Source organism: Tessaracoccus sp. O5.2, from assembly GCF_964266725.1.
GTDB classification, from domain to species: Bacteria; Actinomycetota; Actinomycetes; order Propionibacteriales; family Propionibacteriaceae; genus Arachnia; species Arachnia lapidicapta.
Genome location: NZ_CAXWGV010000022.1, coordinates 1 through 12,722, shown reverse-complemented (window position 1 = coordinate 12,722; position 12,722 = coordinate 1). Strand labels below are relative to the sequence as shown.

Annotated in this window: 15 protein-coding genes and 1 pseudogene; 8 read left to right on the top strand and 8 right to left on the bottom strand. The window is 67.7% G+C overall.

Annotated elements, in window-relative coordinates:
• Window positions 1-207 precede the first annotated feature (207 nt).
• The 3 genes from ACFQPD_RS08445 to ACFQPD_RS08435 are packed head-to-tail and all read left to right on the top strand — an operon-like array spanning window position 208 to window position 1,834.
• Window positions 208-1,065, top strand: a complete 858-nt coding sequence (locus ACFQPD_RS08445) for a prolipoprotein diacylglyceryl transferase (RefSeq protein WP_385900077.1) — start codon at window positions 208-210, stop codon at window positions 1,063-1,065.
• Window positions 1,066-1,073: 8 nt separating this feature from the next.
• Window positions 1,074-1,508 (top strand): hypothetical protein, encoded by a 435-nt coding sequence (locus ACFQPD_RS08440; RefSeq protein ID WP_385900075.1) that lies wholly within the window; start codon window positions 1,074-1,076, stop codon window positions 1,506-1,508.
• On the top strand, window positions 1,505-1,834 hold the full coding sequence (locus tag ACFQPD_RS08435) for a hypothetical protein (protein WP_385900073.1): 330 nt from the start codon (window positions 1,505-1,507) through the stop codon (window positions 1,832-1,834). The genes ACFQPD_RS08440 and ACFQPD_RS08435 overlap by 4 nt, the downstream gene beginning before the upstream one ends.
• Window positions 1,835-1,931: 97 nt before the next feature.
• Here ACFQPD_RS08435 and ACFQPD_RS08430 read toward each other — a convergent pair whose 3' ends face one another.
• From ACFQPD_RS08430 to ACFQPD_RS08420, 3 genes are all read right to left on the bottom strand, one after another.
• Complete coding sequence (locus tag ACFQPD_RS08430; RefSeq protein ID WP_385900071.1) at window positions 1,932-2,579, bottom strand: DUF305 domain-containing protein; 648 nt, start codon at window positions 2,577-2,579, stop codon at window positions 1,932-1,934.
• An 88-nt stretch (window positions 2,580-2,667) separates the two neighbouring features.
• A complete protein-coding gene (locus ACFQPD_RS08425; protein ID WP_385900069.1) occupies window positions 2,668-3,807 on the bottom strand; it encodes a sensor histidine kinase in 1,140 nt (379 codons plus the stop codon).
• Window positions 3,804-4,511, bottom strand: a complete 708-nt coding sequence (locus ACFQPD_RS08420; protein WP_078919647.1) for a response regulator transcription factor — start codon at window positions 4,509-4,511, stop codon at window positions 3,804-3,806. The genes ACFQPD_RS08425 and ACFQPD_RS08420 overlap by 4 nt, the downstream gene beginning before the upstream one ends.
• A gap of 122 nt (window positions 4,512-4,633) precedes the next feature.
• Between ACFQPD_RS08420 and ACFQPD_RS08415 the strand changes: the two genes are divergently transcribed.
• From ACFQPD_RS08415 to ACFQPD_RS08405, 3 genes are read left to right on the top strand one after another with little or no spacing between them, the layout of a single operon-like run.
• A complete protein-coding gene (locus ACFQPD_RS08415; protein ID WP_385900067.1) occupies window positions 4,634-4,936 on the top strand; it encodes a glutaredoxin in 303 nt (100 codons plus the stop codon).
• Window positions 4,936-5,901, top strand: coding sequence for a cytochrome c biogenesis CcdA family protein (locus tag ACFQPD_RS08410; RefSeq protein ID WP_385900066.1), 966 nt, complete (start codon window positions 4,936-4,938; stop codon window positions 5,899-5,901). The genes ACFQPD_RS08415 and ACFQPD_RS08410 overlap by 1 nt, the downstream gene beginning before the upstream one ends.
• Window positions 5,898-6,518, top strand: coding sequence for a peroxiredoxin family protein (locus ACFQPD_RS08405; protein ID WP_385900064.1), 621 nt, complete (start codon window positions 5,898-5,900; stop codon window positions 6,516-6,518). Before ACFQPD_RS08410 ends, ACFQPD_RS08405 begins: the two co-directional genes overlap by 4 nt.
• Before the next feature lie 53 nt (window positions 6,519-6,571).
• On the opposite strand, the gene ACFQPD_RS08400 is transcribed toward ACFQPD_RS08405, so the two are convergent.
• The 5 genes from ACFQPD_RS08400 to ACFQPD_RS08380 form a co-directional block, all read right to left on the bottom strand.
• Window positions 6,572-7,072, bottom strand: a complete 501-nt coding sequence (locus ACFQPD_RS08400) for a DUF305 domain-containing protein (RefSeq protein ID WP_385900063.1) — start codon at window positions 7,070-7,072, stop codon at window positions 6,572-6,574.
• A gap of 78 nt (window positions 7,073-7,150) precedes the next feature.
• On the bottom strand, window positions 7,151-8,071 hold the full coding sequence (locus tag ACFQPD_RS08395) for a cation diffusion facilitator family transporter (RefSeq protein ID WP_385900062.1): 921 nt from the start codon (window positions 8,069-8,071) through the stop codon (window positions 7,151-7,153).
• Complete coding sequence (locus tag ACFQPD_RS08390) at window positions 8,068-10,065, bottom strand: heavy metal translocating P-type ATPase (RefSeq protein ID WP_385900061.1); 1,998 nt, start codon at window positions 10,063-10,065, stop codon at window positions 8,068-8,070. Before ACFQPD_RS08390 ends, ACFQPD_RS08395 begins: the two co-directional genes overlap by 4 nt.
• The gene (locus ACFQPD_RS08385) at window positions 10,062-10,475 is read right to left on the bottom strand and encodes a helix-turn-helix transcriptional regulator (protein ID WP_078919641.1); all 414 of its coding nucleotides are present in this window, start codon (window positions 10,473-10,475) and stop codon (window positions 10,062-10,064) included. The genes ACFQPD_RS08390 and ACFQPD_RS08385 overlap by 4 nt, the downstream gene beginning before the upstream one ends.
• Before the next feature lie 565 nt (window positions 10,476-11,040).
• Window positions 11,041-11,262, bottom strand: coding sequence for a hypothetical protein (locus ACFQPD_RS08380; RefSeq protein WP_385900060.1), 222 nt, complete (start codon window positions 11,260-11,262; stop codon window positions 11,041-11,043).
• On the opposite strand from ACFQPD_RS08380, the pseudogene ACFQPD_RS08375 reads away from it, so the two are divergent.
• A pseudogene (locus tag ACFQPD_RS08375) lies at window positions 11,237-12,091 on the top strand (hypothetical protein); the annotation flags it as partial. The gene ACFQPD_RS08380 and the pseudogene ACFQPD_RS08375 sit on opposite strands and share 26 nt — an antisense overlap.
• Before the next feature lie 160 nt (window positions 12,092-12,251).
• A complete protein-coding gene (locus tag ACFQPD_RS08370; RefSeq protein ID WP_385900059.1) occupies window positions 12,252-12,599 on the top strand; it encodes a hypothetical protein in 348 nt (115 codons plus the stop codon).
• Window positions 12,600-12,722: the final 123 nt, after the last annotated feature.

Here is a 12,722-nt window from a genome sequence, read left to right as displayed (position 1 = left end):
AGTGCTCACCGGAGGCCTTGGCCTCATCGAGCATCCGCAGCGCGCGCTCGCGCATCTCGGGAGAGTACTTCTGGTTCATCGTGTTCCATCCTTGCTTCAAGAACGGAACGAAACCCAGGCCGATTCAGATCTTCACCGCACTGGGATCTTGACCAAACCTTGTCCGGGTCCTGCTCGTTGCTTGAGGTGACCGGTTGAGACTGGGCAGTGAGGCCCCGCGGTCACGTCGCGCGCCTGGAACAGTTTCGACGATGGGAGTGGGCTGTGTGGCCTGAGGTGTTCTCGATTTTTGGTGTGGGGATCCAGTCCTATGGGCTGAGTAAGGCGCTGGCGCTGCTGGTCGGCGCGTTCCTGTTGGGGCGCGCGTTCACGCGGATCGGTTACGACAAGGAGCTGGCGCACTCGATCGCTTTGTGGGCGACGGTGTGGGGGTTCGTCGGCGCGAAGGTGTACTACCTGATCGCGAACTGGGACAACTTCAGTTGGCACCTGTTCGGCGGGTCCGGGTTCGTCTGGTACGGGGGCCTGATCGCCGGGTCGATCGCGGTGATCGTGATGACCCGACGCCACGACCTCCCCCTTGGACGGGTGGCGGGCGCGATGGCGGCGCCGCTGTCGGTGGCCTACGGCATCGGCCGGATCGGCTGCTTCCTGGCCGGGGACGGCACCTACGGCACGCCCACCGATCTGCCCTGGGGGATGGCGTTCCCCAACGGAGTGGTGCCGGTCGACGTTCCGGTGCACCCGGTCCAGCTGTATGAAGCGGCCGGTGCATTCCTGATCGCCGGCATCTTGTGGGCGCTGGGCCGCAGACTGCGGCCGGTGGCCGTGTTCGGGTCCTATCTGATGCTCAGCGGAGCGGCCCGCCTCCTCGCCGAGATGGTCCGCATCAACCCACACGTCGTGCTCGATCTCACAGAGGCGCAGCTGATCGGCATCGCCAGCATCATCCTCGGCGCCGCCCTGATCCTCCGAGGCACGTTCCATCCTGCTGCTCCAGTCTCAAACGTCTCCGCCGCCGACCCCTCGTCGGCTGTCCCCAGCCCCCATCCGGTCGGACGGTGAGCGGCGCGATGGACACGATCACCGATACCACCCCAGGCGTGAAAGGGGGGCGTCGCGGCTTCTGGGGTGCGCTCTGGGCCGGCACACGGGCCACCCTCGGTGCGTTGATGGGGCTGGCGCCGCACGTGATGCACCACATCGGGTTCCTGGCCGGGGCCGCGCTCCTGACGGGATTCCTCGGCAACACGCTGCTCTACGTGGTCGGGTTGGCGTTGAGCATCCCCCTGCTGCGACGGCTGCATCGCCGGTTCAGCACCTGGAAGGCCCCTGCGATTGGGATAGCGGTGTTCACCGGCCTGTTCGCCCTGTCCGCCTTCGTGATCGGGCCACTGTTCAACCCCGCCACCTCCAGCGACCAAGACACCCCCACACCGGCCGCTTCCGCCAGCACGACCGGCACCGAAGACCACGAGGGGCACCACAGCCCCTCACCCACCCGATGATCAACACCACAAGAAAACGAAAGGAAAAAGGGCACATGTGCAATCACGAACACGGACACCAGCACGGGAACCAGCAGGAGGGAGGCTGCTGCGGCGGCCACACCGCCCACGGCCAGGGTGGCGGTCATCACTGTCAGCACGATGCAGTGGCCGGCCCCGGCGACGAACTGGTCACCTGCGTGGTGCGCGGGACCAGCACGCTGAAGTCCACCGCGGAGACGGCCGGCTTGTTCCGCGACGTTGAAGGCGAGCGGTTCTACTTCTGCTGCCAACGCTGCCAAGACCTCTTCGACGCCGAGCGCCTCGCCTCAAGTCCAGCCGCCTAACCCCCAGGTCTGCATTCGCACCGACCCGAGGGCAACGACAAGGCGCCCATCCAGCCACGCCGGCTGGACGGGCGCCTCATCGTTTGTGCGCCTGGGGTCAGAGGCCGGTGAGTATCTCCTGCATCTCGGTGATTTCGGCCTGCTGGTCGGCGATGATCTTCTCCGCCAGCGCCACCGCGTCGGGGTTCTGGCCCTCGGCCAACTGCTGCTCGGACATCCCGATCGCGCCCTCGTGGTGGGCGATCATGGCCTCGAGGAACGCCTGATCGAACTCGGCGCCCGTGAGGCCATCGAGTTGAGTCATCATCTCTTCCTGGCTCATGCCGTTCATGTCCATGCCGCCCATGTCCATGCCGCCATGCCCACCGGGGGAGACATCTTCACCCCAGGCGCTGAGCCAGGCGGTCATCTCCTCGATCTCCGGGCCCTGGGCCTCGGCGATCCGCTCCGCGAGGGCCACGACCTCGGGGGATTCGGCGCGTTCGATCGCCAGCTGAGACATCTCGATGGCGCCTTCGTGATGGATGATCATCATCTGCGCGAACGTGGTGTCCTGGTCGTTGTGGTCGGCGGCCACCTCAGATGAGGCGCTCGCCGACGCCGACTCAGTGGCCGTGGCGGAGGTGCTGCCTGTCGGGGAGGTGGTCGCCGCCGGGGGAGTGGCGCCCTGGTCCGCGCAGGCTGCCAGGGTGGCCGTCAGGACCAGTCCCGCCAAAGTGGCAGTGATCCGCTTAGTGCGTGTCATGAAAGATGCTCCATTCCTGGCCGACGGGGGCCGCCGGTCCTAACTTCGAGGCTATGAACGATCAGCTCAAGAGCCAACCCGTGTAAGGTCAAGAATCGATCAAGACCCGCTCAGGTGCTGGCGCGGTGGGCAGGTGCAGGGTGAAGATCGAGCCGTGTCCGGGGCCGGGGCTGGCGGCTGTCAGTGAGCCGCCGTGGGCCAGGGCGAGGCTGCGGGCGATGGTCAGCCCGATCCCGGAGCCGCCCGCATCGCGGGCCCGGGCGGTGTCGGCGCGGTAGAACCGGTCGAACACCTTCGAGAGCTGCTCCGGGGTGAGGCCGTCGCCGGTGTCGGTGACCATGATCACCACCTCATCCCTGGACTCGCGCGCGCTGAGGCGCACGATCCCCCCGATGGGGGTGTGCCGCAGCGCGTTGTCGAGGAGGTTGCCCAGGATCTGTCCCACCCGCTGCGGATCCGCTGCGACGAAGCCCGGGTCGGAGTCCGCGGACAAGACGACTCCCTTGGCCTGGTATCGGGTGGCGACGGAGGCGACGGCGGGCTCGATGAGGTCCCACACCGCCTGGGTCTGGGTATCCAAAGTGAATCGACCTTCCTCGGCGCGGGACACGTCATCGAGGTCGGCGGCGATCTTCTTGAGCCGGGCGGCCTGGAGGGTGAGCAGCTGCTGGCTGTCGTGGTCCCAGGGGACCACGTCGTCGATGACGGCCTCCAGCTCAGCGGTCAGCGTGGCCAGGGGGGTGCGAAGCTCGTGCGCCACGTCGGAGAGAAGCCGCCGTCGGCTGGTCTCGGTGGAATCCAGGCGGCTGGCCATGTCGTTGAACGCGTCGGCGACGGCCGTGAACTCGGGACTTGTTCCACTCTGGGGGACGCGGGCGGTGTAGTCGCCTGCCTCGAGCTGGGCGGCGGCTGCGGTCAGTTGTTCCAGTGGGCGGCGCAGCCGCCTGGTCTCGATCCAGGCCAGGCCGATAGCCAGCGTGAGCGCCACCACCAGTCCGATGCCCAACGATCTGACGCCAGCGTCGAGGAACGCCTGCTCCACATGCCCCATCTCGGCAGTTCCGTCCGCGTGACCGAGTTGTTGCAGGTGTTCGTGGAACAGTGGGGGCCCGACCACCACAGCGACCAGGGCGGCGGTGATCACGCCGACTGCCACCACCAGGGCCTGGGTGAGGAAGGTGCGGGTGCCCCACCGCATCCGGCCCACGAGACCGCGCAGCCTGGTCATCGCCCTGGTCCCATCCGGTATCCGACTCCGCGGACGGTGAGGATGTAGCGCGGTTCCGCGGGCGGGTCGTCGAGCTTCTTGCGGAGATTTGCCACATGGACGTCGACGACGTGGTCGTCGCCGGCCCAGCCCGGGCCCCACACCGCGTCGATGATCTGCCGCCTGCTCAGCGCCACGTTGGGTCGGGCTGAGAGTGCGTCGAGGATGTCGAACTCGGTGCGGGTGAGCCCCACCTGCTGGTCGTCGACCCACACGTCGCGGCCCTCCGCGTCCACCCGCAGCCGCCCGAACTCGCGCGGCGCGGTCAGTTGTGCGACGTGGGTCTGGCGGCGCGGGCGTCTCAGCACGGTGTTGACGCGGGCGATGAGCTCGCGGGGGCTGAACGGCTTGGTCAGGTAGTCGTCGGCGCCCACCGACAAGCCGATCAGTTTGTCGACCTCGTCGGCCCGGGCGGTCAGCATCAGGATGTAGCAGTCGGAGAACAGCCGGATCTGGCGGCACACCTCGATGCCGTCGATGCCGGGTAGGCCCAGGTCAAGGATGATGACGTCGGGGTCCAGGTCTTGCGCCGAGGAGACGCCGTCCGGGCCGGTGTAGGCCAGGGCGGTGTCGAAGCCTGCCTTGTTGAGGTAGGAGGCGACGATCCCTGCCAGCGGGCGCTCGTCGTCGATCACCAACACACTCGACCTGCGGGGCTCAGCCATACAGCCATTATTGACACTCCCCGCCCGCCACCCCACCCCCTCACGGTGCTGGGGGAGTGTTCTTGGCCGAACCTTGACCCGGGCTGAACCGTTCCCTGATCTGGAGGGTTGAGGATGGGATCGTGAACGAGATTCCGGCATCAGCACCGCCGACCGCACCGACCCAGGTGGTCAACGTCACCCTGGTGACCACCCCCGCCTGTCACTTCTGCGACGACGCCCATCAACGCCTCAACGCTCTGGACCGTGCAGGATTGTTGCGGCTGACGGCAGTGCCGGCGGAGTCACCGCAAGGTGAGGCGCTGATCGCCGAGCACCGCCCTGGGAGTTTCCCGCTGACCCTGGTGGCGGGCAGGTACTTCCACGCCGGCCGCATTCCGCGAGGCAAGCTGGCGCGGCTCGTCGACCGCCTCGGTGCCCGCTGATGGGTGCCGACTTGCTCAGCGCGGGAGGGATCCTGGCGGCGTTCCTCGCCGGCGGCGTCGCGCTGTTCGCCCCGTGCTGCATCGTCTTCCTTGCTCCCAGCTATCTGGCTGCGGCGGCGAAGAACCGCCGTTGGCGCCTGATCCCGCTGACCTTCGTGTTCGCCGCCGGACTGGCAGCGGTCCTGGTCCCGATCACCATGGGGGTCAGCCTGATCGCCGGCGCCATTGCCAAGTACCACGTGGTTCTCTACTGGGCCGGCGGCCTGTTGATGATCGGACTCGGCCTGTTGGCGTTGTCGGGGGCGATGTGGTCGATGCCGTCGTTCCTCCGGGCGCCTGACACCGCACGCGGTGACACTGCCACCTTCTTCAGCCTCGGCGTGTTCTCCGGCATCGCCTCCAGTTGCTGCGCGCCGGTCCTGGCGGGCGTGATGACCCTCTCGGCGCTGTCCGGCTCGCCCGTCGGTGGGCTGGTGCTCGGCCTGGCCTACGTGTTCGGGATGGTGATCCCGCTGTTCGTGATGGCACTGCTGTGGGACAAGCGACCCGAGCGGATGCGCAGCCTCCGCGCCAAGCCCATCCGGATCAACCTGGGCCGCTTCACGCTGGCCACCAACACCGTCAACCTGCTGGTCGCCGTCGGGTTCGTGATCATGGGCATCCTCGTGATCGGCCAAGCCGGCGCCACCGAGATGACCGGCGCCGACGCCCCGCTGGTCGGCATGGGCGCCTGGCTCTCCGAGGTCTTCGCCTGGCTGATCGCGATCACCGCCCCTATCCCCGAGGCCGTCCTCGGGCTGGCACTGCTCGCACTGGTGGCCGTGTTCGTCGTCGCCACCCTTCGCGACCGCCGACACGCCAAGCCCACCGCCGCCGTCCATGACTGCTGCGACACCCAACTCGCACCGACCCCCGCGCCCGAAGGAGCCAGCGCTCCGACGACACTCTCCCAGGAGCCACGATGACCGCCACGAACCCCGCACCCTCACGGCGCGAGCAACTCAAAGCCCGCCAGGAGGCCGAGACTCAGCGCGACAAGACGCGCCGCACCTGGACCCAGATCATCGGCGCACTGGTCACTGTGATCGTCGTGGCCGTCGTCGGCTACGGGCTGTGGACCGCCGTCCCCGAGCAGGGCGACACCCAGCGCCTCGCACCCGACTTCACCCTCACCACCACAGCCGGCACCAGCGTCACTCTCAGCGACCTGCGACCCAACCCGGTGCTGATCTATTTCAACGAAGGCGCCGGCTGCGCCTCCTGCACCATGCAGATGGCCGAGATCGAGAAGAACCCCGGGTTCGCCGAGGCGGGCATCGAGGTGCTGCCCATCGTCATGAACAGCGCCGAGCAGATCCTGCCCGACATGCAGCAGTTCGGCGTCACCACCCCCTATCTCCTCGACGACGGCACCGTGTCCAAGGCCTACGACGTCCTCGACAAGGGCATGCACCCCGGGATGCCCGGACACGGCTTCGTCCTCATCGACGGCGACGGCGTCCAACGCTGGTACGGCAACTACCCCTCCATGTGGCTCGACCCGCAGGAACTCCTTAACGAAGTCACTACGCGACTGCGGTGAAGTCACTGGATGGGACGTGTCGTTCGGTCCGAGTGCCCCGCGACGGCTTCAGCTCACTGGTACCGCTTGAGGATCTCCTTCATCTGGGCGATCTCCCTTTCCTGCGCCTCGACGATCTCGCTGCAGAGCTGTTCGATCTCAGGATCGGTGATGGTGGCCTCCTGGCACACCAGGATGGCGCGTGAATGGTGCGGAATCATGGAGGTGAGGAATCCCTCGTCGCCTACCCCCACCTCGCTGCGGCCCATGAAGAATGCGGCAAGAAACAGCGCCAGGAACCCGACGAGCAGGATGATGTTGAGGGTCTTGTTCTTGAGCATCGACCACATGCCGACCGTCATCAGCACCGCCATCGCGGCCACCATGAGGACGGCCATGTACAGGTTGCTGGGATTGAAGTAGAAGTGGTCGAGGCTGCGGACCATAGACATGCTGAGCGCCCACATCAGTCCCAGGTTGACCAGGAGAATCGCCCCGAACTTCCAGTACATCGCATGCGAGTGCTTGTCCTTCCCGCTGTCCTCGGTGTGGTGTCGCGGTGCGTCGCTTGTCATGGCGGCTCCTTCCCTTCACTTCACCTATACCCACATCCTTGCGATTCCAAACCCACGCCTCGTCGGGCAGACCGGGTCTCAGTGGTGAGAGCTGCGTTCCAGTGCGCTGTGGGAGGGGGTCTCGATCTGGAAGGTGGAGTGCTCGACGCTGACGTCGAAGTGTTCGGCGACGCAGGTTTGGAGGTCTCGCAGTTCCTGGGAGACGTGGCCCTGTGTGAAGCAGGATTCGTCGACGACGACATGGGCGGTGAGGACGGGTAGCCCGGTGGCGATGGTGGAGGCGTGCAGGTCGTGCACGCCGATCACGTGCGGGACCTGAAGGATGTGTCGGCGGACGTCGCCGAGGTTCAGGCCTCTGGGGGTGGACTCGAGCAGGATCCCCCCGGCCTCCTTGAGGATCGTGATCGCGCGGGGGACGATCAGCGCGGCGATCAGCATCCCGGCGATGGCATCGATGCGCGTCCACCCGGTGAGTGAGATGACGATCGCGCTGATGATGACGGCCACGGATCCGAGGGCGTCGTTGACCACTTCGAGAAACGCGGCCCGCATGTTGAGGTTCGCGGCACGGCCTGCGCCCAGGACGAGCATGGCGACGACGTTGCCGAAGAGTCCGACGATCCCGAACACCAGCAGACCGCCGGCGGTGACCTCTGCCGGATCGAAGAGCCGGCGGACGCCCTCGATGAAGGCGTAGATCCCGACGGCGAGAAGGATCGCGGACTGGGCGCCGGCGGCCAGCACCTCTGCGCGGCGGTAACCCCAGGTCCGCTCCGGTGTGGGTGGCCGCAGGGCCAGGGATGCGGCGATCAGTGCCATCAGCAGACCGGAGGCGTCGGTGAGCATGTGCCCGGCGTCGACGAGGAGGGCGAGGCTGTTGGTCCACCATGCACCGATGACCTCGGCGACCAGGATGGTGGCGGTGATCCCGAACGCGATCGCCAGCCGGGTCCGGTTGGTCCCCGGATTCGCGTGGGCATGGTCGTGGGTGTCGCTCATGCCGGGACCATCGCGGGTTCTGGCCGGAGGATAGGTGCGGTGATCGGGGGCAGGGCGAAGGTGCGCCCTGCACGGATGCCGTTGCCGATCACGAACACCTCCGCGATCTCGTGGACCAGGACGACGGCCGCCAACCCGAGAACTCCGAAGAGCCCGAGCGGGATGAGGATCGTGATGAGTGCGATCGAGAGGATCACGTTCTGAAGCATGATGCGTCGGGTGCGTCGGGCATGGTCCAGGGCGTGGGGGAGCAGCCGCAGGTCGTCGCCCATCAGCGCCACATCGGCGGTCTCGATGGCCACGTCACTGCCCATCGCCCCCATCGCGATGCCGAGGTCGGCGGCGGCGAGCGCGGGGGCGTCGTTGACGCCGTCGCCGGCCATCGCCGTGTGCCCGGTTGTCCGGAGCCGTTCGATGATCGCGGACTTGTCCTCGGGGCGCAGGTCGGCGTACACCTCGCTGATCCCGCCTTCCCGTGCGATGGCGCGGGCGGTGGCGTCGTTGTCGCCGGTGAGCATGACGATGGTGTAGCCGTCCGCGCGGAGTTGCGCGATGACTTCGGGGGCTTCGGGGCGCAGCTCGTCGCGGACGGCGATCGCCCCGACGGGGGCGCCGTCCAGCTCCACCACGACTGCGGTGGCGCCGGCGTCCTGCATGCGGGTCACATGCGCCGTCAGCGGGCCGGGGTCGATCCAGCCCGGGCGCCCCAGCCTGAGGCCGCGCCCGCCCAGGCGGCCGGTGAGCCCGGAACCGACCTCGGCGGTCACCTCGTCGGCTGCGCGCACGTCGTCGGCGGCTGCCAGGATCGCGCGCGCCAGGGGGTGTTCGCTTCGCGCCTCCAGTGCGGCGGCCCAGCTCAGCACTTCGGTGCGGGAGTGGCCGTCGGTGGATGCGACGTCGATGACGGCCGGCTGGTTGCGGGTCAGGGTGCCGGTCTTGTCCAGGGCGATCGTGCGGACCTCGCCGAGGCTCTCCAGCGCGGCGCCCCCCTTGACCAGGATCCCTCGACGGCTGGCCGCGCCGATGGACGCCACCGCGGTCACGGGAACGGAGATCGCCAGCGCACACGGGGATGCGGCCACCACCATCACCAGGGCCCGCTGCAGCCACACCGCCGGCTCCCCGAGCAGGAAGCCCGCGACGACAGTCACGGCGGCGGCGATCAGGATGCCCGGCACCAGGGGCTTGGCGATCCGGTCGGCCAGCCGCTGCGTGTCGCCCTTCCGTGACTGCTCGGCCTCCACGATGTGCACGATCCGGGCAAGGGAGTTGTCCCTGGCCGCGGCCGTGACCTCGACCTCGAGGACGCCCGAGCCGTTGATGGAACCGGCGAACACGGGGTCCCCGGGGCCTACCTCGACGGGCATCGATTCCCCGGTGATGGCCGATGTGTCCACCGACGTCCTGCCGGCCCGGATGTCACCATCGGTGGCCACCCGCTCGCCGGGTTTCACGATCATCAGGTCCCCGACCACCAGGTCGTCGGGGCTCACCACCACATCTCGGCCGCCGCGCCGGACCGTCGCCTCCCGCGGAACCAGATCAAGCAGCGCCCTCAACCCGTGTCGGGTCTTGGCCAGCGAGTAGTCCTCCAGGCCTTCGGCCAGGGAGAACAGGAAGGCCAGCATCGCCGCCTCCTCGATCTGCCCCAGAGCAGTTGCGCCGACTGCGCCGATGGTCATCAGGAGCCCGACCCCGACCTTGCCGCGCGCCAGCCTCTTCAACGCTCCGGGCACGAACGTCGACGCCCCCACCAGAAGCGCCGCGACGCTCAGCACCAGCTCGGCAACCTCCCAGCCCAGCAGCCCGGAGACGAAGCCGGCCAGCAGCAGCACCCCAGAGGCCAGCCCGAACTGGATGTCACGAACCTGCCACAGATGCCCCACCGCGTCCTCAACCTCACCGCTGGCGCCGGTGGCTGCCTCGCAGCCGCACGCGCTCTCGGTGTTTGCGGTGTTCCCGTGTTCGCGTCCGCTGATCGCTGGCCTGTTCATCGCTGGGCCTCCGCCCCGTGGGCCTTCAACAGATCGGGGGAGGGATTCGTGGTGGTGCCTACCCCATAGTTGGGACACAGCGCGACCGCCTGTCCCGTCGACTCCAACAAGCGCTCCGCAGCCGCCAAGACGGCCAGCAACTCCGGGGCGCCCACCAGCGAGAAGACCGACGCGCGACCCTCCGGCCGCGACGACACGAGGCCGCACTCGCGCAGACACGCCAGGTGGGCGCTCACGGTCGACTGCGCCAACCCGAGATGGGCTGTCAGATCACGCACCCGATGCTCGCCCAACGTCAAGTGTTGCAGGATCGCCAGCCGCGAAGGATCGGACAAGCCGTGGAAGAAGGCAGCGGCCACCGACAGATCCCCGACTTCAGGCACATCCTCGATCGTCGTTGTTATCGTCATATGACGATGCTAACAGACGAGGATCGTGTCACTTTCGCCCCGCCACCTCGGGATCTTCTTGACCCAATCTTGACTAAAGCGTGTGACTAGCGCACTCGTTCACCTACGACACGCTGGGTCGGCTGATCTCGCAGACCGACACCGTCACCGGGTTGACCACCGCCTACACCTGGGAGGGCACCTCGAGTCGGTTGGCGTCGGTGACCCCACCCGGCCAGGCGCCGATCAGCTACCTATACAACAACGATGACGGGAAGCTGGTGAAGGTGACTCGCCCGGTGCCCGCCACGGCGGGAGGCGGGACCGCGCAACTTGCCTCCATCTTGTATCAGGTCGCCCCGTCCGGGATCGGAGGGCTGGACCTGACCCAGTTCAACGCCTACCAGCTACCCCGCGCCGCGAGCACCGGGTTTGCGGTGTTCGGACCGGACGCGGTCGTGTCGACCCAGCCCGCGGCAGGATCGGAGTTGTGGCGGCGCGCCGATGTGTGGCTCACCGACGATCAGGGCTACACCATTCACCAGGGCCGCTACGGCGCCGGGCAATGGCAGCTGACCGCTGCTGTCTACGACGCCTCCGACAACGTGATCCACTCGTGGGACACCCGCGCCACCGCCGCGATCCGCAACGGTGACATCGTCGATGTTGCGGCGGCCGCCACCACCACGCTGTTCAACCCGTCTCCGATCCTGGCCGCCGATGGTGTGACCGTCGCGGTCCCAGCCAGGACGAGGGTCACCGATGTGTTCACCCCGGCGGCGATGATCCGCGCCACCGGAGCTGCCACACCGGAGATGCTGCGCCGCCATGTCGCCACCGTCTACGACCAAGGCGCCCCCACCCCCGGCCTATCACTGCCCACCACCGTGACCATCACCGCCGAGCGGCCCGATCACACGGTGGCCGAAACGTTGTCGACCACGTTCACCGGCTACGACAAAACCGAAACCGCCGATGCGAAGTCCGGGTGGGATCTACGCCAAGCCACGTCGGTGACCCTCGACATGAACAACAACGGCAGCGTCGACGGGTCCGATGTTCGTCGGGTGACCCGCTACGACCAGCGTGGCCGGGTCATCGAACAACGCCAACCCGGCACTGCTTCCACGGATCCGGGGACCAGGCGGACCGTGTACTGGACCGCCGGCACCAACCCGGTCGACGGGGCGTGCGGAAACAAGCCGACCTGGGCCGGGTACATCTGCAGCGAAGGCCCCGCCTCCGGCACACTCCTGCCGGTGACTCGCTACTCGAACTATCTGTGGCACGGCGCCGCCGCCACCGAGGCTGAGACCTCGGGGGCGGTGACCCGCACCACCACCACCAGCTTCAACGCCCAAGCCCGGCCCGTCACTGTTTCTACTGCGGTGACGGGATTGTCGGGGTCCACCCCGGTGCCGGCGGTGACCACCGCCTACGACGCCTACGGCCAGGTGACCAGCACCACCTCGACGGCTGGTGTGGCTGCCTACACGTATGACTCGTGGGGTCGGCAGTTGACCTACACGATCACCCCACCCGCAGGCAGCCCGGAGACCACCACCAGCACCTACAACGCGCTCGGGGACCTGGTCACCATCACCACCCCGAAATCGACCACCAGCTACACCTACGACGGCCTCGACGCCAACGGCGCCGAAGAGTATCGCGGCCTGTTGACCCGCACCGTCACCACCCCAACCGGGGGACAGGCGTGGACGGCGTCAGCGGCCTACGACGCCCACGGCGCGGTCACCCGCGAAGTCCTGCCCGGACAGATCCGGCGCGACACGCTCTATGAACCTGACCGGGGAACTGGTCTCCCAGCAATACTTCGGCCCCGTCACCGACCCCGACACCAGCACCACCGAGGTGTTGCCGTGGCTCGGATGGAGCATCGAAGCCGACGCCGCCGGACGCATCGTCCACGAATGGAACCCCGACGGCGCCGCCCACACCGGCCAGCTCGACGGCCCCGCGGCGGTCAAGGCCGACCTCACCTACACCTACGACCCCGCCGGACGCCTCACCAAGGTCACCGACCACACCGACGCGTCCTGCACGCTGCGCACCTACACCTTCGACCAGCGAGGCAACCGCACCAGCCAAGGCACCGCGACCAGCACCGACGGCACCTGCCCCTGAATCGGCCTGGGTTTCGTTCCGTTCTTGAAGCAAGGATGGAACACGATGAACCAGAAGTACTCTCCCGAGATGCGCGAGCGCGCGCTGCGGATGCTCGATGAGGCCAAGGCCTCCGGTGAGCAC